The 19,400-nt window shown below is 73.0% G+C and carries 16 protein-coding genes; 7 read left to right on the top strand and 9 right to left on the bottom strand.

The window, feature by feature from the left end:
* Positions 1–32: 32 nt before the first annotated feature.
* The 5 genes from ACWA15_RS08440 to ACWA15_RS08420 form a co-directional block, all read right to left on the bottom strand.
* Positions 33–3,392, bottom strand: coding sequence for an error-prone DNA polymerase (locus ACWA15_RS08440; RefSeq protein WP_464059159.1), 3,360 nt, complete (start codon positions 3,390–3,392; stop codon positions 33–35).
* Complete coding sequence (locus ACWA15_RS08435; protein ID WP_464059157.1) at positions 3,385–5,031, bottom strand: DNA polymerase Y family protein; 1,647 nt, start codon at positions 5,029–5,031, stop codon at positions 3,385–3,387. Before ACWA15_RS08435 ends, ACWA15_RS08440 begins: the two co-directional genes overlap by 8 nt.
* 4 nt (positions 5,032–5,035) lie before the next feature.
* Positions 5,036–5,989 (bottom strand): hypothetical protein, encoded by a 954-nt coding sequence (locus tag ACWA15_RS08430; RefSeq protein WP_464059156.1) that lies wholly within the window; start codon positions 5,987–5,989, stop codon positions 5,036–5,038.
* A 139-nt stretch (positions 5,990–6,128) separates the two neighbouring features.
* The gene (locus tag ACWA15_RS08425) at positions 6,129–8,129 is read right to left on the bottom strand and encodes a DUF2264 domain-containing protein (RefSeq protein WP_464059154.1); all 2,001 of its coding nucleotides are present in this window, start codon (positions 8,127–8,129) and stop codon (positions 6,129–6,131) included.
* Positions 8,126–9,178, bottom strand: a complete 1,053-nt coding sequence (locus tag ACWA15_RS08420) for a hydroxyacid dehydrogenase (protein ID WP_464059153.1) — start codon at positions 9,176–9,178, stop codon at positions 8,126–8,128. The genes ACWA15_RS08425 and ACWA15_RS08420 overlap by 4 nt, the downstream gene beginning before the upstream one ends.
* A gap of 193 nt (positions 9,179–9,371) precedes the next feature.
* Here ACWA15_RS08420 and ACWA15_RS08415 point away from each other — a divergent pair, with 193 nt between their 5' ends.
* Genes ACWA15_RS08415 through ACWA15_RS08400 form a run of 4 tightly spaced genes read left to right on the top strand, consistent with a single transcriptional unit; the run spans position 9,372 to position 13,740 of the window.
* A complete protein-coding gene (locus ACWA15_RS08415; RefSeq protein ID WP_464059152.1) occupies positions 9,372–11,453 on the top strand; it encodes a heparinase II/III domain-containing protein in 2,082 nt (693 codons plus the stop codon).
* Positions 11,450–12,589 (top strand): LacI family DNA-binding transcriptional regulator, encoded by a 1,140-nt coding sequence (locus ACWA15_RS08410; RefSeq protein WP_464059151.1) that lies wholly within the window; start codon positions 11,450–11,452, stop codon positions 12,587–12,589. Before ACWA15_RS08415 ends, ACWA15_RS08410 begins: the two co-directional genes overlap by 4 nt.
* A 7-nt stretch (positions 12,590–12,596) precedes the next feature.
* Entirely contained in the window at positions 12,597–13,127 is a 531-nt protein-coding gene (locus tag ACWA15_RS08405) for a YbhB/YbcL family Raf kinase inhibitor-like protein (RefSeq protein ID WP_464059150.1), read from the top strand.
* Positions 13,128–13,131: 4 nt separating this feature from the next.
* Positions 13,132–13,740, top strand: a complete 609-nt coding sequence (locus ACWA15_RS08400) for a YbaK/EbsC family protein (RefSeq protein ID WP_464059148.1) — start codon at positions 13,132–13,134, stop codon at positions 13,738–13,740.
* An 89-nt stretch (positions 13,741–13,829) separates the two neighbouring features.
* On the opposite strand, the gene ACWA15_RS08395 is transcribed toward ACWA15_RS08400, so the two are convergent.
* The gene (locus tag ACWA15_RS08395) at positions 13,830–14,429 is read right to left on the bottom strand and encodes a TetR/AcrR family transcriptional regulator C-terminal domain-containing protein (RefSeq protein WP_464059147.1); all 600 of its coding nucleotides are present in this window, start codon (positions 14,427–14,429) and stop codon (positions 13,830–13,832) included.
* 210 nt (positions 14,430–14,639) lie between these two features.
* On the opposite strand from ACWA15_RS08395, the gene ACWA15_RS08390 reads away from it, so the two are divergent.
* A complete protein-coding gene (locus tag ACWA15_RS08390; RefSeq protein ID WP_464059145.1) occupies positions 14,640–15,239 on the top strand; it encodes a biotin transporter BioY in 600 nt (199 codons plus the stop codon).
* Positions 15,240–15,323: 84 nt separating this feature from the next.
* On the opposite strand, the gene ACWA15_RS08385 is transcribed toward ACWA15_RS08390, so the two are convergent.
* Positions 15,324–15,509, bottom strand: a complete 186-nt coding sequence (locus ACWA15_RS08385) for a heme biosynthesis protein HemY (RefSeq protein ID WP_464059144.1) — start codon at positions 15,507–15,509, stop codon at positions 15,324–15,326.
* 173 nt (positions 15,510–15,682) lie between these two features.
* Between ACWA15_RS08385 and ACWA15_RS08380 the strand changes: the two genes are divergently transcribed.
* Positions 15,683–17,266: an ABC-F family ATP-binding cassette domain-containing protein gene (locus tag ACWA15_RS08380; protein WP_464059143.1), complete on the top strand. Its 1,584-nt coding sequence runs from the start codon at positions 15,683–15,685 to the stop codon at positions 17,264–17,266.
* A gap of 48 nt (positions 17,267–17,314) precedes the next feature.
* On the opposite strand, the gene ACWA15_RS08375 is transcribed toward ACWA15_RS08380, so the two are convergent.
* Positions 17,315–17,692: a hypothetical protein gene (locus tag ACWA15_RS08375; protein WP_464059142.1), complete on the bottom strand. Its 378-nt coding sequence runs from the start codon at positions 17,690–17,692 to the stop codon at positions 17,315–17,317.
* Between the two features lie 192 nt (positions 17,693–17,884).
* Here ACWA15_RS08375 and ACWA15_RS08370 point away from each other — a divergent pair, with 192 nt between their 5' ends.
* Positions 17,885–18,442 carry a GNAT family N-acetyltransferase gene (locus ACWA15_RS08370; RefSeq protein ID WP_464059141.1) on the top strand — a complete coding sequence of 186 codons (558 nt, stop codon included), beginning with the start codon at positions 17,885–17,887 and terminating at the stop codon, positions 18,440–18,442.
* A gap of 46 nt (positions 18,443–18,488) precedes the next feature.
* On the opposite strand, the gene ACWA15_RS08365 is transcribed toward ACWA15_RS08370, so the two are convergent.
* Entirely contained in the window at positions 18,489–19,400 is a 912-nt protein-coding gene (locus tag ACWA15_RS08365) for a universal stress protein (RefSeq protein ID WP_464059139.1), read from the bottom strand.

Genomic DNA, 19,400 nt, shown 5'->3' with positions numbered 1-19,400 from the left:
CAGGTCGTTTGACCGGGATGAAAACACGTCCGTCAGCGGAAATCTCGTGAAGATGTCGCGACCTGCAGCGACAGTGCCGACATGTGCTCGGCGACGAGATTCGTGGCGTTATCGGCGCGTTCGATCCTCCCGCGCACCACGAGTGCTGCAGACGTGCGGGCGACCCGCCGGAAACGCTGCCACAGGCCCGGCGAGCAGACGACGTTGAGCTGCCCGGTCTCGTCCTCGAGTGAGATGAACGTCACACCTCGAGCAGTGCCCGGTCGTTGCCGGTGGGTGACCACACCGGCCACCGACACCCTGCGTTCCGCCTCGTGGGTGAAGCACTCCTGGACCGTCAACACACCGGCCGCGCGCAGCCCCGGACGCACGTGCTCGGTGGGGTAGGACCCGACCGTGATCCCCGTCGACCAGACGTCCGCGACCTCGATCTCCAGCTCGCTCATCCCCGGCAGCATCGGAGCACTGACCCCCACCGAGACGCCCGGCAGCGTGTCGGGCCGTTCCTGCGCGAGCGCACCCGCCGCCCACAGCGCCTCGCGCCGGGCGACGCCGAGTGAGTCGACCGCCCCCGCGGTGGCCAACGACTCCAGGTGCGTCGTGGTCAACGATCCCCGCCGCGCCAGGTCCCGCAGGTCGGTGAACGGCCCGCCCGCGTCGCGTTCGGCCACGAGGGCGCTGGCGACGTCGTCGGCCACGCTGCGCACCGAGGCCAGCCCCAGGCGCACCCCGAGACCACCCACCCCACCTCCGCCCACCCCGGCCCCGTCCGGGACCCGCTCCACCAGCGCCTGGGCTCCCGAGGCGTTGATGTCCGGGCGCAGCACGGTGACCCCGCGGCGTCGGGCATCGGCGACCAGGGACTGCGGGGAGTAGAAGCCCATCGGCTGCGCGGCGAGCAGCCCGGCGTAGAACGCCGCCGGGTGGTGGACCTTGAGCCAGGCGCTCGCGTACACGAGGTAGGCGAAGGAGAAGGCGTGGGACTCCGGGAAGCCGAAGTCGGCGAAGCCCTTGAGCTTGTCGAAGATCTCCTCCCCCGTGACCCGGTCGATCCCCTTCGCGGCCATGCCGTCGAGCAGGCGCTGGTGCATCGCCTCCATCCGTTCGACGGACCGCTTGGACCCCATCGCCCGGCGGAGCTGGTCGGCCTCGGCCGGGGTGAAGTCGGCGACGTCGATCGCCATCTGCATGAGCTGCTCCTGGAAGAGCGGCACGCCCAGGGTCTTGGCCAGCGACTTCTCCAACGACGGGTGGAGGTAGGTGACCTTCTCCCGCTTGCGCTTGCGCTCGATGTAGGGGTGCACAGAGTTGCCCTGGATCGGCCCCGGGCGGATGAGCGCGACCTCGATGACGATGTCGTAGAACTCCCGGGGCTGCAGCCGGGGCAGGGTGGAGATCTGCGCGCGCGACTCCACCTGGAACACCCCGATGGTGTCCGCCGCGCACAGCAGGTCATACACCGCCGGGTCCTCCTGCGGCAGCCCGTGCAGGGTGAGCTCGACCCCCTCGTGCTCACGGACCTGGCCGAAGGCGATCCGCAGCGCCGTGAGCATGCCCAGCCCGAGCAGGTCGAACTTCACCAGCCCGGCGTCGGCGCAGTCCTCCTTGTCCCACTGCAGGACCGTGCGACCGGGCATCCGCGCCCATTCCACCGGGCACACCTCCACCACGGGGCGGTCGCACAGGACCATGCCGCCGGAGTGGATGCCCAGGTGCCGCGGCAGCCGCAGCAGCCGCTCGGCCAGGTCGACCACGGGCGCGGGGATGTCCTGCGTGTCGTCCTGCTCGACGACGGGGCCCTTGTGCCACATGCCCTCCCGTGCCGTGGCCCGGCCCTGGCGCGCGGTGCGCGCCGTGGTCGCCGTGGTCGCCGCGGTCGCCGTGGTCGCGCGATCGTCGCGGTCGGCGCGGTCGTCGGCGGAGGTTCTCGCCAGCGGGTCGGTGACCGGCTGGGGGCGCAGCGAGCCCCACCGCTCGATGTGCTTGCTCCAGGCGTCCTGCTGCCCGACGTCGTAGCCGAGCGCCCGCGCCGCGTCGCGGATCGCGGAGCGCGGCCGGTAGGAGATGACGTTGGCGACCTGGGCCGCGTGGCGGCGACCGAAGGTCTCGTAGACGTGCTGGATGACCTCTTCGCGGCGCCCGGACTCGATGTCGACGTCGATGTCCGGGGGCCCGTCCCGCTCGGGGGCGAGGAAGCGTTCGAAGAGCAGACCGTGCTTGACGGCGTCCACGGCGGTGATCCCCAGCGCGTAGCAGACGGCGGAGTTCGCCGCGGACCCGCGGCCCTGCGCCAGGATGCCGTTGACCCGGCAGAACTCCACGAGGTCGTAGACGATGAGGAAGTACCCGGGGAAGTTGAGGTCCTCGATGATCCGCAGCTCCCGGTCGATCTGCGCGTAGGCGCCCGCCTCGGTCTCCTGCTCGCGGGGACCGTACCGCCGGCAGGCGCCCTCACGGACCAGCTCGCGCAGCCACGTCGCCTCGGTGTGCCCGGCCGGGACCCGGTAGGGCGGCAGGTTGGGGGCCACGAGCGCTAGGTCGAAGGCGCACTCCGCCCCGAGCGCGGCCGCGGTGGCGACCGCCTCGCGGTGGCGGGAGTGACGCGCGGCCATCTCCGCCCCCGAGCGCAGGTGGGCCGTGGGCGCAGCGGGCAGCCACCCGGCGATCTCGTCGAGGGACGACCGGGCCCGAATCGCCGCGAGCGCAGCCGCCAGGTCGCCGTCCTGGGGCCGGGCGTAGTGGGCCGCGGTGGTCGCCACGAGCGGGAGACGCGCGGCGCGGGCCAGGTCGGCGAGGTGGTCGTTGCGCTCGGAGTCGTAGGGATCACCGGTGTCGGTGATCTCGACCGCGACGTTGCCGTGCCCGAAGGCCGCCACGAGCCGGTCGAGCTCGCGCCGCGCCCCGGCCGGGTCCCACTCCGGCCCACCCCCCAGCGCACGACGGACGGCTCCCTTGCGGCACCCGGTGAGGACCAGCCACTGCCCCTCGGACTGCTCCCCGAGCCGGTCGAGAGTGTAGCTCGCCGCGCCCTTATGCCCGGTCTCCAGGTGGGCGTCGGCGATCGCGGCGGACAGGTTGCGGTACCCCTGCGGTCCGCGGGCGAGGACCACCAGGTGGGAGGACTGCGGGTCGGGGGTCCCGGTCGGTGGGTCGAGCACCCCGTCGGGGGTGGGCAGGTGCAGCTCGGCACCGAAGATCGTGGCCAGCCCGGCGTCGCGGGCTGCCTCGGCGAAGCGCACGACGCCGTAGAGCCCGTCGTGGTCGGTGATCGCCAGCGCGGACAGGCCGAGCCGGACCGCCTCGGCGACCATCTCCTCGGGCTGGCTCGCGCCGTCGAGGAAGCTGAAGGCCGAGTGCGCGTGCAGCTCGGCGTAGGCGGGCGCCTCAGTCATAGAGCGCCTCCCAGGTCCACCGTCCCGCGGTGCAGGCCAGCAGCACCGCGCTCTCGTCGTCGAGCACGGCCTGCAGATAGACCCGGCGCTCGGGTTCGGTGGTCCACCAGCGTTCGGCGACCGGCCAGGGGCCGGCCCAGCCGGTGATCGGCCGGGTCCCCTCCGCGGTGACCACGGCCGCGGGGTCCCCGCTCATCGCCAGCCGCAGGTTCACCACGACGGGGTGGCCCTGGGCGTCGAGGACCTCGACGTCGGCCGGCGTCACGAGGATCGTGGCGGGTGCGGGGGCAGGGAGGTGCCCCGGCCAGGGCTGGGCGGCGGCCCGCGGCGGGGCGTCGTCGTCCCCCCAGGCGACGAGGTGCACCTGGTCGCGCAGACCCCGCCCGCCCTGCACCGTCGCGCTGAGCACCCCGCCCCCACCGAGGAGGCCCTGCACCCGTTCGGTGACCCGGCGGGCACGCACCTCGTCCCCGCTGGCCGCTCCCCACAACCGTCCCTGCTGCGTCCCGGCGGGGCTCACCCCCTCAGCGGTGATCCCCAGCCTGACCAGCGCGGAGGGCTCCAGGTCCCGGTCGCCGGCCTCGGCCCGGGCACCGGAGAGCCAACCCTCGAGCTGCCAACGGACCCGGTCGGTGATGCGCGCGGCAGAGAGCCCGCCGAGGGCGCCGTCGTCGGTGCGCCAGGTCCGGACCAGGTCCGTCCCGGACTCGGTGCGCGCGGTGATGCGCAGCCGGGCGCAGCTCACCGACCGGGCAAGGATGAGGGCGTGGAGCTCCTCGGCCAGCCCACGGGCGGCGAAGGCGGCGATGTCGACGCGGTCGGCGGGCGGGTCCAGGACGGACTCGACCGCGATGTCGGGCTCGATGCGCCGGCGGGCGGGCGGGCGCAGGTCGCTCCCCCGAGCCAGGCGGTGGGCCCACCGGCCCCGTTCGCCGAACCGCGTGTGGACGTCGGCCTCCGCGAGCGCGGCCAGGTCGCCCAGGGTCTTCAGCCCCAGCCGGGTCCACAGGTTGATGAGGTCGCGCAGCTCGCTCACCGCCCCCGGGGTCATCGCGGCGTGCAGCAGCGCGTCCAGGGGGTGATGGGCGAGGTAGCTCGTGGTCGCGCCGGGCGGCAGGAGCAACGACGTCCGGGCGGCCAGCAGCGCCGCGAGGATGCCGTCGGCCGCACCGACCTGGCTCTCGTATCCGGTTCGCTCGGCGATCGTCTCCACGATCCGTTGGGCGAGGACCTCCTCCGAGCCGTGGTAGCGGCTCGCCCCGAGCGCGGGGAGCACCATGAGGCCCGGGCGGGCCACCTCCAGGCCCGCCACGAGCGTCTCGGCGGCCACGGCCACCGGCTCGAACTCGCGGCTGTCGCGTCCCTCGTCCGCAGGCAGCAGCTCGAGCCCGGGGCAGCACTCCTGGGCCGCGCGCAGCCGCATGCCGCGCCGGACCCCGGCGGCGCGGGCACCGGCCGAGCTGACCAGGACCCGTCGGCCGTCGTGCACCGCGGCGGGCAGGTCCGCGGGGATCTCCCCCGTGCGCATGGCGGCCACGACCGGCCAGTCCGGGACCCAGACGACGGCGGTGCGGTGCGCCATCGAGCCCGGGCGGTCGGTCCCTGGGTGGTCGAGCATGGTTGCGGCGGTGTCGGTCATGGCCTCACCCGACCTGGGCGAAGGAGGTCACCTGGGGCACGGTGGCCGGGTCGAACGCAGCCGCCTCGCCGCCGCTCGTCGCCAGCGGCAGCCAGAGGTCACGGCTGAGCGGGATCCCGGCGCCGGACCGGCCGGACCGGGTGATGGTGAGGAGACGGCTGTGCAGCCGGCCGTGCCCCACGCCCAGGCCCGACCACTGGCTGCGCTCGGCGGTCAGGGTCATGCCCGCCCCCGGCCACGGACGCATGGCCAGGATGACGCTCGCACGCTCGCGGGCGCGGGCAGCCAGCCGGCGGCGGTCGGAGTCGACGAGCACGACCTCGGGGCCGACGACCACGATGTCCATGCCGTCCAGCAGCGCGGCCACCGTCGTGGCCGACTCGATGCCCGGGCCAGGGACCAGGACGAGCCGCGAGAGGTCGACCCCCGCCTGCGCGGCGGCCAGCAGGTTGATGCTCGGCGCCCCCACGAGGGCACCCCAGGAGCCCGCCTGGGAGGCCTCGGCGATCAGCGACAGGAGCAGCGACGTCGAGCCGGAGACGACCGTGACGCTCCCCCGGCGCAGTCCTTCGGGGATGACCTCGCGCAGCTGCGGCGGGATCGGCAGGGGCGGACGCTCGGAGCTGATCAGCCGCGCGGTGGTGCTGACCGGGTCGGGGCTGGTGGACCGGTCAGGGTTGGTGGACCGGTCGGGGCTGGTGAACCGGTCGGGGCTGGTGAACCGGTCGGTGCTGACGGATCGTTCCGGGCCGGTAGACCGCTCGAGGCCCGCGAGCCGTGCGCGCTGGCGGTCGGCGTCGGGCAGCCCGGAAGCAGGCATGTCACTGATCTCACCAGCGACGATGCGCAAGGTACGGGCGCCAGTGCGCTCCTCGGCTCGGCGCAGCGCCTCCTTGGCCCGGGCGACCCGGTCGAGGATCCCGAGGACTGGCTCGTCTCCGTCGCGGGTTGCGCCCATACCCACCCCTCGTTGTCAGGCCAGCCGTGTCGGATCAGCCATGGTCGGTCAGCCGTGGCTCACCAGACGCTATAGAACGTCTGTTCGAACAACGATACGCCACTCCACCGACCGACGAGCCCCGACGACAAGCCCTGACCTACACCGCCTCCGGCAGGTCGACGTCGCAGCCCAGGCCCGGACCCCACACGACGTGCGCACGCCTCCCCTCGAGCCGGACCTGGGGCACGTCGCCGTGCTCCTGGTCGACGTCGTGCTCCTGGTCGACACTGTGCTCCTGGTCCTCCACCGGCGCACCGGTCAGACGCACCAGCGCGATGTACCACCGCCCCGGCTCCGCAGCCGTCGGCGTCGACAACCACGGCGTCGCAGTCTGCTCCCCCAGCGGGGACGCGTCGTGGTCGACGCGGGTCCCCGCCCTGGTCAGACCGCTCACGTCGAGGACCTCGGAGACCAGCCCGGCCCCCACCACGACCGGCCACCCGGCCACCCGCAGCACACCCACCGGGACATCGCCGCCGCCGCCGTCGGCATCTGCCTCGACTCGCACGAACCGCACCTCCCAGGCGCCACGGACGACCGACCCGGTGGTCAGGTGCGCCCCGCGGGTCACCTCGCCGGTGCGTCCCGAGCCGTGGTCGGGCAGGTCGGCGGCCATCGCCACCCAGTGCGCCCGGGACCGGGAGAACCCGTACACGGCGCACGGGACGCCGTCGGCCCCGGCGAGGGTACCGGTGGAGAGCAGCTCGAAGCCGGCACGGTGGGAGAGGCGCCCGTCCGGGCCGGTGAGCGTCGCCGACTGGTCGACCGGGTCGACCCATCCGGCCTCGGACATGACCGGGGCCGTGGCGGTGGAGTAGCCCAGGCGCGCATAGATCGGGGAGTCGCTGACCTCGTCGCCGGCCTGGGCGTGGTCGGTCCCGTGGTTGACCACCCGGACGATGCCGTCGGCCCGGGTCCCCGTGACGAGCCACCCGGGGGCCGGCGCGACGGCGAGCACGTCGCCCCGCTCGACCGGCAGCGGCTCCTCGGTCGCCGTCCACACCGGGTGGTCGGCCGGCAGCGCCAGGCCGATCAGCCCCTTGGACGCCCAGTAGGGCGAACCGGTCCCGGAGTAGCGCTGGGCGAGGCGGTCCCACTCGTGGTGCCAGCCCAGGGTGAGCAGCCCGGACTCGTTCGGTGCACCGTGGTCGGCGAAGTGCTTGACGATCCCGGAGGCCGCCCGGCGGATCTCCCCCGGGCTCAGCGCATCCGTCCCGGACAGCGCACCCGCCCAGAACGGCGCGGCTGCGGCGAAGCGGTAGACGAGGCTGCGTCCCTGGAACAGCGGCGCGCTGTCGGCCCCCACGAGCTGGGCGGCCTGGCCCAGGTACTCCTCGAGATGTGCCTGGTAGCGCGGCACCCGTTCGGTGGCGAGCGGGTCGTCGCCGATCATCGACGCCCACAGGACCGGGTACAGGTGCAGCGCCCACCCGGCGTAGTGGTCGTAGTTGCGCTCAGCGCCGTCGCAGTACCAGCCACCCTCGCGGACGAAGGTGTCGTGGACGTCCAGGTCGGACTCGAGGTCCTCGAGGGAGAACGGACCGCCGACCTTGCGCAGGAACGTCTCCACCACGATCCGGAACCACACCCAGTTCGTCTGCGGGTAGTCCCCGCCGATCACGGTCGCCAGGTAGGTGACGATGCGCTCCTGGGTGGCGCTCGACATGCGGTCCCAGATCCACGGCCGGGTCATGTCGAGGGTCAGCGCGAGGGCGGCGGCCTCGACCTTGGCCTGGCCGTGCTCGTCGGGGCGCATCCAGCGCTCGGGCGAGCGCGGGTCGGTCCCGGCGTCGAACCCTTCGGCGTAGCGCTCGGCGAGGCCGAGCGGGTCGGCCCCGCCCTCGCCTGCGAGACGGAAGCCGGCCAGCATGAAGGTGCGCGAGAAGCCTTCGAGCCCGTCGACGGCGGTCCCGTATCCCCCGGTCCGGCCCGGCAGGGTGAGCAGGGCGTGCCGGGGTGAGGCGAACGGCCGGACGGCGCGGAGCAGGTCGTCACCGAGCGCGGCCCAGTGCTCGCGGGTCCACCCGGTGTACGGGGACAGCTCGCGGTCGAGGGGGACGGACCGGAAGGTGAGCGGGGAGAGCGGTGCGGGGCTCATGCGCTGACCTCCAGGACGTCGCGGGTGATCTGGCGGGTGAGCGGGCGGCCGTCCACGAACCGTTCGAGCTCGTCGAGGGCGGCGTTCGTCATCCGTTGGGTCTCGGTCCCCAATGACCCGGCGATGTGCGGGGTGACCATGACGTTGGGCAGGGTGTAGAGCACCGAGTCGGGGGCGAGCGGCTCGGGGTCGGTCACGTCGAGGATCGCGTTGAGCCGACCCGAGGCGCACTCCCGCTCGAGCGCGGCGGTGTCGATCAGGGCGCCCCGCGCGGTGTTGATGACGGTCGTGTGGTCGCGGAGCAGGGCGAGCTCGGGGCCGGCGATCATGCGCTCGGTCGAGGACAGCGCAGGTGCGTGCAGGGAGAGCACGTCCACCCGCGGCAGCATCTCCTCGAGCGTCACCAGGTGCGCCCCGGCCGCGGCGACCTCGGCCGGGTCGGCGAACGGGTCGACGACGAGACAGGTCGACTCCTCAAGACCCTGGACGTGGTGGACCACCCGGCGGCCGATCCGGGAGAAGCCGACGATGCCGACCGTCAGCCCGAAGTTGCTCAACGGCCCGAAGCCGGCGGCAGGTTGGCCGGCACTAGCACTGGCACTGGCACTGGCACTGGCACTGGCACTGAGGAACGGTGCCTTCTTCCCCGCGAGGATGATCGCGGCCAGCGTGAACTCGGCCACCGGGATCGCATTCTCGTCGGCGGCGTTCGTCACGACGACGCCCCGGTCCCACAACTCCTCCGAGACGAGGCTGCGCACGCTGCCCGCACAGTGGAAGACCGCCCGCAGCCGCGGGAAGTGGGCGAGGCGTGCGGCGGTGAGCATCGGCGCGCCCCACGAGGTGATGAGGACCTCGACCTGGGCGGCGCGCTCACGCGCGGCCGGGGAGTCCACGGCGTCGGTCCATGCGGGGTCACCGAGGGTGACGAGCCGTTCCAGACGCCGGGTCCGGACCTCGTCGAACTGCAGTTCGAAGACGTCCCGAGACATGACGACCATCGCCTGGGGGGTGTGCACACTGGGCATCGGGTCCTGAGTTCTCTTCATCGAGCACGACTGTGGCGACCTCGGCGGTGAGCGTCGCGGGACCAGTCAACGGGCCTCTACGATGAAGATCAATCAAGTCCCTCATGATCGAACACACTCGATCACGATCAAACATCTGAGGACTCTCCCGCTGGCCCGCTCGTCCTGCACCGCCCGCTCGTCCAGCACACCCCGCTCGTCGACGGAGACCGCCATGACCTCCCTGCTCACCCTCTGGACCGACCACGTCGACCCGTCGTCGCTCCCCACGCTGCTGGCCGCCGCCGGAACCCTTCCGGTGCCCCCGGTCACCGACCGCGCCTTCTGGGACACCGCGCACCCCCTCACCCGCGAGGCCGTCACCGCCCGCGCGGCCGGTGAGCTCGGTGCGCCGTGGCCACAGCCGCTCACCTCCGCCTACGCGCGCTTCTTCCGCGACGGCAACCGCACCGACTACGAGGACCAGGTCCGCGAGCGCCAGCACCGGCTCAGCCGCGCGGCGCTCATGGCCGCCTGGACCGACGACGAGGAGTGGCTCGACGCCGTGGTCGACGCCGTCGTGCTGCTCTGCGAGCAGAGCAGCTGGTCGTGGGCCGCCCACGACGACACCTTCAGCGTCCGCGGGCACGTCGTCCCCTCCCCATCCCACCCCTACCTCGACCTGGGCGCCGGGGAGGTCGTCGCGCAGCTCGCCTGGATCGACGCGCTGCTGGGACCCGCCCTCGACGCGCGGGCACCGGGGGTGCGTGCCCGGATCCGTCACGAGGCGCAGGCACGCGTGTTCACCCCGTTCCGCGAGCGCCGTGACTGGCACTGGCTCGGTCTGACCGGACCGGTGCACAACTGGAACCCGTGGATCCACGGGAACATCCTCGCCGGCGCCCTCGCCCTCGTCGACGACCTCGACGACCGGGCCGAGCTCGTCACCCTCGTGGTGACCGGGCTCGACCGGTTCGCGGCCGCGCTGCCCGCCGACGGCGCGATCGACGAGGGCTACAGCTACTGGTGGAACGGCGCCGGGCGGCTGCTCGAGGCCCTCGAGCTGCTCACCCGGGCGAGCGGCGGCCTGGTCGACTGGACGACGATCCCTGCGGTCGCCGAGACGGTGCGCTTCCCGCACCGGATGCAGATCGACGGCCCCTGGTACGTCAACGTCGCCGACGGTCCCGCCCGCCCCACGAGCGACCAGCCGTGGCACGTCCTGCACCGCTGGGGAGTGCTCCTCGGCGACGACGACGTCCGCGCCCATGCCGCCTCCCACCGCAGACCTGAGCTCCCGCTCGTGCATGAGTCGGCCGGCCTGGGCCGCGCGCTGCGCGGCCTGAGCGATCCCGGCTGGACGACGGCGTCCCCGGCCCCCGCACCGCTCGTCGCCGACGTGTGGCTCCCCTCGGTCGAGCTGCTCCTCGCCCGCGAGCAGGCCGGCTCGGCCACCGGGCTGACCCTGGCGGCCAAGGGTGGGCACAACGGAGAGAACCACAACCACAAGGACGTCGGCTCCTTCACCGTCGCGATCGACGGCGTCCCGGTCGTGGTCGACGCCGGCCAGCCGACCTACACGGCCCAGACCTTCGGCCCCGACCGGTACCAGATCTGGACGATGCAGAGCGCCTGGCACAACGTCCCGGCCCCGGTGGCGGGTGGACCAGGCGACCCTGCGGGGCAGCCCGCGCCGACCGAGCAGGGCGTCGGGGCGTCCTTCGCGGCCCGCCGCGTCACCGTCTCGCTCACACCCGGGCGCGCCGAGCTGTCCCTGGACCTGGCCGGGGCGTACCAGCTCCCCGATCTCACGAGCTGGGTGCGCACCGTCACCCTCGACCGAGCGGAGCCGACGACGGGCACCGGCCCCGATCACGTCGCCCGGGTGCAGGTCGCCGACACCTGGGGCGTGGCCACCGACCCGCCCGTCCCGGCCGGCGGAGCACACGCGGTGCCGGCACCGACCGCGCAGGCCACCCACCTGCTGCTGCACGGCGCGCTGGTCGAGGAGGGGCCCGGCCGCCTGCGGGTCACCCCGCCGGGCGCCGTCCGTGGCGTCCTCGTCACCTGGGACCCTGCCCGGGCTGCGGCCACCACGACCGCCCGCCCGCTCGACGACCCGCTGCTCACCGCGGTCTGGGGCGACCACCTCACCCGCCTCGAGCTCACGGCGACCGGGGCTGTGGCGACCGGATCTACGGAAGCCGGGCCCGCGTCGTCGGGCACGCTGGTCGTCTCGATCGTGGCCGCGCACGCACAGCACCACTCGGCACAGCACCACTCGGCACAGGGCCACCCAGCACAGGACCCCTCATGAGCGACGACACCCATCTGTTCTCCCTCCAGCGCCGCGAGAAGGTCATGGACGAGCTGCGCGCGCGCGGCTCGGTGCGGGTGAGCGAGCTCGCCCGGGACTTCGACGTCTCCGAGATCACCGTGCGCCGCGACCTCCTGGCCCTGGCCGGCCAGGGCCTGGTCACCCGGGTGCACGGCGGGGCGACGCTCACCAGCCCGCTCGAGGCGAACGTGCTGCCCGGGGCCCGAGCGAGCACCTCCTCCCCCGCCCGCTTCACGATCGGCATGGTCGTCCCCTCGCTCAGCTTCTACTGGCCGCACGTGATCAACGGCGCCCGGGCCGCCGCGGCGGCAGGCCGGGAGCGCATCGTGCTGCGCGGGTCCTCCTACGACTCCCGCGACGACCGCACGAACATCCTCAAGCTCCTGGCGACCCCGGGCATCCACGGCCTGCTGCTGGCCCCGAACACCACCGACGCCGGAGGCCCCGACCTCATCCGGTGGCTCGACACCCTCAAGGTCCCCGTCGTCCTCGTCGAGCGGCGCCCCCCGGTCGGGGTGCACACCCAGAACCTGCAGTGGGTGGCCACCGACCACGCCTACGGAGCCGGTCTGGCCGTGCGTCACCTGCACGCCCAGGGCCACCGCAGGATCGGTCTCCTCCTGCCGGCGGGCAGCCCGCACGCCGACCAGATCAAGCGCGGCTGGCGGCTCACCTGCCAGGAGCTCGGCGTGCCGTCCGGAGACGAGCTCACGGGCATCTCGGCGGGGTTCCAGGACCCCGGCTGGGCGCAGGTCGTCAGCGCCCGGATGGCCGACATCGAGCGCACCGGGACCACCGCGGTGATCGTCCACTCCGACCCGGAGGCCATCGCGCTGCTCCAGCTGTGCGCGGACCGCGGCATCCGGGTCCCCCACGACCTGGCCGTCGTCGCCTACGACGACGAGGTCGCGGCCATGGCCGAGCCGGCCCTGACCGCCGTCCGCCCGCCCAAGAGCCACATCGGCCGGGTGGCCGTCGAGCTGCTCACCGCGCGGATGTACGAGGGCCGCAAGCGCCCCCTGCACCACGTCGTCGTCGACCCGGAGCTCATCGTCCGCGACTCCTCCCGGGTACCCCGAGACGCAGGTGCGCGCACGCGCTCGCTCGGGACATGATGAGCCCATGGATTTCACCCGGCCCGTACCGCCTGCCCCCTACTCCCTCCTTCCTCAGGTCCCGTCCTTCACTCTGACCAGCGACGACATGACCGACGGTGCAGTTCTTGACCCGGCGTTCAGCGCCGACGGCGAGAACACCTCCCCGCACCTGAGCTGGTCGGGCTTCCCCGCCCAGACCCAGTCCTTCCTCGTCAACATGTTCGACCCCGACGCCCCCACCCCGGCCGGCTGGTGGCACTGGACGATCGTCGACCTGCCCCTCGAGGTCACCGAGCTCGAACGCGGCGACGGCGTGAGCGACCTCATGATGCCCGGTGCGGCCTTCCACGTCCGCGGCGACGGCGGCGAGTACGACTACTCCGGCGCGGCCCCGCCGCGGGGCGACCGCGCGCACCGCTACGTCTTCGCCGTGCACGCCCTCGACGTCGACACCCTCGACGCTGACCCCGACGACACCGCGACGAGCGTCGCCTTCACGGCCGTGTTCCACACCATCGCCCGGGCCACCCTGACCACCACGTTCCAGCTGAGCTGACACCATGGACCATCCCGTCGCCGAGACCACCACCTCCGAGGCACCCCTCGATCCCGGGGCGACCCCCTCGATCGGGACCCTGACCTGGGCGCCCGCCCTGGCCCGCCCCGACCTGCTCGCCGACGTCACGTTCGCCGCGCTCGCGGCGTGGGCCCGCGCCGTCCCCGAGGTCACCACCGGAGTCTTCGTGGCCGAGGTCGACCCGGACCTGTCCGACACGGCGGCGATGAGCGAGGCCTACCAGATCCCGATGGCCCAGTCGGTGAACTGCGTGCTCGTGACGGGCAAGCGGGAGGGCGTGGAGCGCCGGGCGGCGGCCACCGTCCGCGCCTCCACCCGCGCCGACGTCAACGGCGCCATCCGGGCGCTGCTCGACGTCCGCAAGGCGTCCTTCGCCCCGGTGGAGCGGGCCGTCACCTCCTCCGCCATGGAGTTCGGCGGCATCACACCGATCGGCCTCCCCGAGAGCTGGCCCGTGCTGCTCGACGCCGGTGCGTGCGCCGGGTGGATCGTCATCGGCTCGGGGGTGCGGCGCTCGAAGCTCGCGCTGCCCGGCCGGCTCCTGGCCGCACTGCCCGGCGTCCGCGTCGTCGACCAGCTGGCGACCGGCTGAGACGGGCCGACCAGGGCGACGACGCGGCGTGGTGGTCGGCTGCGCACACCTCACACGCACACCTCACACCAGGCGGTGTGCGTAGCCCGTCACACCAGGCGGGTGCGTAGCCCGTCCACGAAGACGCTCAGGCCGAACCCGAACCGCGCCGTCTCACTGGCGAGCTCCTGGGTGGCGGGCGAGGTGGCTGACGCGGTGGCAGTGGAGGTGGCCTCGGCGGTCACGCCGAGGGCGACGGACTGGGCGTGCGACTGCTCGTCCGCGGTGTGCCCGAACACGTAGTGCAGCACGGTGAGCGCGGCGAGCTCGGCCTCCTCGGGGGTGAGACCGGCGTCGACCAGCACCCCGGTCATGAGCGGGACGGTGTTCCCCCGACCGGTCCGCAGCGCGTAGGCGGCCGCGACCACCTCGGCCCCGTCCCGATGGGCGAGCAGCGCGGCCCGCAGGCGGTGGGCCAGCTCGGTGATCCGGGTGTCCCAGTCCCCGACCGGCACGGGGCCGTCGACGCCGCGCAGGATCTCGTCGGCGACCGCGCCCAGCAAGGCCTGCTTGCTGGCGAAGTGCCAGTACAGCGCACCGGGCTGGATCCCGAGCGACGTCGCCAGGCGGCGCATCGTGAGGTCTCCGAGGCCGTACTCGTCGAGGATCGCCACAGCCCCGTGCAGCACGTCGGTGCGACTGAGCGCCATGGCGAAGAGGTCCTTGTCCGTCGGAAGGCTGGCTGCCTGTGTGGCTGGTTGGCTGGTTGGCTGGTCAGGCAGGAAGTTGACGCTATCCCATCACGCGGATACCTTGAACGCTGTTCAAGTGATTGAACAGCGTTCAAGTGCGGGGGCGATGTGCCTGCGTCCCGCCCTTCTCCCCGTCCCGCCATCCTCCCGTCCCGCCCCAGGAGCCCCATGTCATCCGCAGCTCTCTCCCCCGCCGCCGCCAGGCCGGTCCTGGCCGACCTCCTCCCCACGGTCACCGCCTCCCGGGCGGTCACCGACGCGCTGCTGGTCGGCGCCGGAACCCTGTTCGTGGCCGCCTTCGCCCAGCTCTCGGTGACGCTGCCGTTCACCCCCGTGCCGATCACGCTCTCGTCCTTCGCCGTCCTGCTCACCGGGGCCGCGCTCGGCTCGCGCCGCGGCGCGCTGTCGATGGCGCTGTACATCGTGGCCGGAGTCCTGGGGGCCCCGCTCTACGCGGACGGTGCGAGCGGCTGGGCCTTCGCCTCCTTCGGCTACGTGCTCGCCTACCTCCCGGCCGCGGCGGTCGCCGGCCACCTGGCGCGCCGCGGCGGCGACCGGACCCCGTGGGGGACGGTCGCGCTCGTCGCGGCGGCCTCGGTGACGATCTACGTGCCGGGGGTCGTCTGGCTCATGGCCTACCTCGACGTCGACCTCCGGACCGCCCTCGGGCTCGGTGTCACCCCGTTCCTCATCGGCGACGCCGTCAAGGCGCTCGCCCTGGGAGCGGTGCTCCCCACCGCGTGGAAGGTCGTGGGGCGCAAGGGCTGAGCCCGCACGGACGCTCGGTTCGCGCGCGCTGGCCGCAGGTCCAGGCGCGTCACCCGGCGGTGCCCGCAGCGGCCGGGGCGCCGGTCACCCGGCGTTGCGCAGCAGCCAGTCGGTGTCCGGGTCCCCGCCCGGGGTCGGGTCCGGTGCGGGACCTGCCGGGTGGGAGGCGATCGTATCCTCGACCCGCACCGGCTCGGGCAGGGTCCGGAACTGCTCCCGGGCGTCCGGGGTCGCCCCAGGGGCGGCCTGCGCCGGCCCGTCGTCGGGCACGGACGGCTCAGATCCAGATGCCGCAGGGCTTCTCAGGTGCGTGACCATCGTGACCATCGTCTCCTTCAGGGGGAAGAACAGGTACCCGACACCGTACTCCCGGTGATCCGTTTGTAGACTCGGCTCCGCCGGGCGCACCCCTTCGTGACGGCTCCCCTCGATGAGAGCAGCACATGAGCCTGATCCGGCTGAACGACGTCAGTGTCCGCTTCGACGACGCCCGCGTCCTGCGCGAGGCGTTCTTCCGCCTCGACGCCGGCGACCGGGTGGGCCTGATCGGGCGCAACGGCTCGGGCAAGTCGACCCTGCTCAAGCTCGCCCTCGGCCAGGTGGAGGCGGACACCGGGACCGTCGCCCTCGAGCTGGGCATCAAGATCGGCTACTTCTCCCAGTTCTCCGAGCTCGACGGCACCGCCACGATCACCGAGGTGCTCACCGATCTCTTCGCCGACATCCAGGCCGTCGAGGCCGAGCTCGCCTCGATCGAGGTCTCCCTCGCCGACGAGGCCTGCGACGCGAGCGACCTCGACCGGCTGATCACCCGCCAGGGCGAGCTCTTCGAGGAGATGGAACGCCTGGACGGCTGGGACTACCCGCGTCGCATCGAGACCACCCTGTCGACCCTCGGGTTCGACGACGCGCACCGCACCTGCGCGATCGACGAGCTCTCCGGCGGCTGGCGCAACCGGGCGGCACTCGCCAAGATCCTCCTCGAGGGCCCCGACGTGCTGCTGCTGGACGAGCCGACCAACTACCTCGACGTGGCCGGGGTGGAGTGGCTGGAGGCCTGGTTCCGGGACTTCCGCGGCGCCGCGATCATCGTCTCCCACGACCGGGCGTTCCTGGACTCCGTCGTCACCCGCATCGTCGAGGTGGAGAACTTCCGCCTGCACGAGTACCCCGGGAACTTCGGGGAGTACGTGGTCGCCAAGCAGTTCCGGCTCAAGACCCTCGAGCAGCAGTTCGTCCACGAGTCCGAGCTGCTGGCCTTCGAGGCCGAGGGCATCTCCGACCGCCGGGAGGCGGCCAAGGCGGCCAGCCGCTCCCTGGGCAACGCCCTCGCCAAGGTCAAGAAGTCCCGCGCCCCGCGCCCGGTGGACCAGATCATCACCGAGATCTACGGCGGCCTGCACGTCAAGGACATCCTGTGCCGGGTGGAGGGCCTCGCCAAGTCCTACGGCGACAAGCAGCTCTTCTCCGACCTGAGCTTCGAGATCCGGCGCGGTCACCGGATCGTGGTGTCCGGGTCCAACGGCAGCGGCAAGAGCACCCTGCTCCGCGTGCTGACCGGCGAGGAGACGCCCGACACCGGCGAGGTCGCCTGGACCAAGGGCACCACGGTGGTCTCCTACAACCAGATGGTCGACGCGCTCGACCCCGCCGACACCGTCAGCCACGCCGTCAACGCGCTGCCCGACTCCCTGGCGCTGACCGCGACCCGCAAGTCGGTCAACCGGTTCCTGGCGATGTTCCAGTTCTCCGAGGCCGACCTCAAGCAGAAGATCGGGAACCTCTCCGGTGGCCAGCGGGCCCGCGTCGCCATGGCGCAGTGCCTGCTCTCGGGGGCGTCCGTGCTCGTCCTCGACGAGCCGACGAACCACCTCGACCTGTCCAGCACCCAGGTCATGGAGCGTGCGCTGGCGCACTTCCCCGGGGCCGTCGTCGTGGTCAGCCACGACAGGTTCTTCAGCGACAAGGTCGGCAACCACCGCCTGGTCTTCCGCGCCGACGCCGCGCTGGCGGTGCTCCCCGCCTGAGCGGGGAGCGCCGCCAGACCGGCGTGCCGGCGTCGCCGGCCGCGAGCGCTACCCGGCGACGTCGGGCTGGGACTCCGGGTCGGCGTCGGGCGCGGGGGCGGGCGAGGTGGTGGGCGCCGGTCCCTTGCCGAGGGCCGCGCGGGAGGCCGCGCCGTTCCAGTCCGGGACGAGCTCGTCGATGCGGGTGGACTGCTCGGCCGTGAGCTCACCGGCGTCGTAGGCGTCGATGTGCAGCGCGATCCAGGCGCCACGCTCGGCTTCCTGCTCGGGGACGGGCATCACGCGGGCCCGGGCACCGAGGTCGTTCCAGCCCGGGATCTCCTCGTCCAGGTGGGCGACCAGGTCCGCGTCGATGGTCCCGGCGTCGAACGCGTCGATCTGCTCCTTGAGCCAGACGACCAGCTCTTCTTCACTTCTCTCGCTCACGGTGTGCCTTGTTCTCTCGTGCGGATGTGGATGGCCACCATCATCCCCTGCCCGGCCTGCAACGACGACCTCGTGGATGACCCCGCCTGGGTGACGCCGCGTGGGTGACGCCGCGCGCGCGTGGATGGTGCCGTGACAGGTCGCGAGATATTGGGTTGACCGGACGGCACACGACTCCTGACACTCAGGGCCATGACCACCACGGTGCACACCGACCGGCTCACGCTGAGGCCTTTCGCCGCTGCAGACGGCCCCGCGCTCTTCGTCTATCTCTCCCAGCCGGCTGCGGTCGAGTTCGAGCCCTACGACGTCTGTTCGCTCGAGGAGGCGATGTCCTTGGCGGCCGTCCGCGCCGACGACCCGTCATTCCTGGCGGTGCGCCTGCGCGAGGACGACCGGATGGTCGGCAACCTCTATGTCGCCCCGCACGCTCACCCGGACTGGGCGACCTGGGAGATCGGATACGTCTTCGACCCCCAGGAGTGGGGGCACGGATACGCCACCGAGGCGTGCCAGGCCCTGATCGACCTGCTCTTCGGTGACCGGGAGGCGCACCGCGTGATCGCCCGGTGCAACCCGGCCAACCGCCGGTCCTGGGCACTGCTCGAGCGTCTGGGCCTGCGCCGTGAGGCCCACCTGCTCTCAGCGGCGAGCTTCTCCGTCGACGAGGACGGGCAGCGGGTCTGGCACGACACCTACCAGTACGCCCAGCTGGCCCGGGAGTGGCGCGCGGCCCGCACCGCTCGCTGAACCGCGCACAGCTCGCTGAACCGGTGGCGGGCACCGCACGCGGCGGTCAGTCCTCCCGGTCGATCAGGCTGGTCGCCCGCGGGGAGTGCACGACGACGACCGGGTGCTTCGCGCGGTGCAGCACCGCCTGGCTCACCGACCCGAGCAGCGTGCCGCGGACCTCTCCGCGCCCCCGCGAGCCCACGATCGTCATCGATGCGTCACTCCCTGCCTCGACGAGCACCCGCGCGGGGCGGCCGGCCACCACGCGCTGCTCGACCTCGACATCTCGGTCCTGCGGGCTGCGCAGCCGCGCGAGGGTCTCGACGAGCTGGTCCTCGGCGAAGCCCCTCGAATCCTTCTCGATGTCGCTGAAGAAGATCGAGTTCTCCCGCCACCGATCGATCAGCGGGATCTCGTAGGCGGCGACGGCGAGGACGGGTGCCCGGCGGCGTCGGGCCTCGTCGAGGGTGAAGCGGACCGCCACGTCGCTGTGCGCCGAACCGTCCACCCCTACCACCAGGTGGCCTCGTCTGCTGTGGGTCCCGGGGTGCCGGCGCGGCACGACGACGACCGGCGCCGCGCACCGCGCGGCGACCCGGGTGCTCGTCGATCCGAAGAACATCGACCCGAGGGCGCCCAGCCCTCGCGCACCGAGCACCACGAGGTCGGCCTCCGCCCCGGCCGCGATCAGCGCCGCGGCAGGCTGTCCGTAGTCGAGGGTCGTCGTCAGGCTCAGCCCGGGCTCCCGGGCGAGCGCCGTCCCCCGGGCCGCGGCGAGCACGGCGTCGGCGTATCCCCGCAGCTCGGTCACCGGCTCGGCGTGCGTGACCGTGTCCGTGAACGGTTCGCTCGTCACCGGCAGGTGCATGACGTAGCGGATGTCGAGGGTGATCCCGCGCAGCGCCGCCTCGCTCGCCGCCCAGGCCAGCGCGCGTGCGCTCTCGGTCGACCCGTCCACACCGACGACTACTGCCAT

It is taken from the genome of Sanguibacter sp. TS_SC_8, from assembly GCF_055361235.1.
Note: the sequence above shows the minus strand (reverse complement) of the source record. Positions and strands in the feature narration are given on the sequence as shown.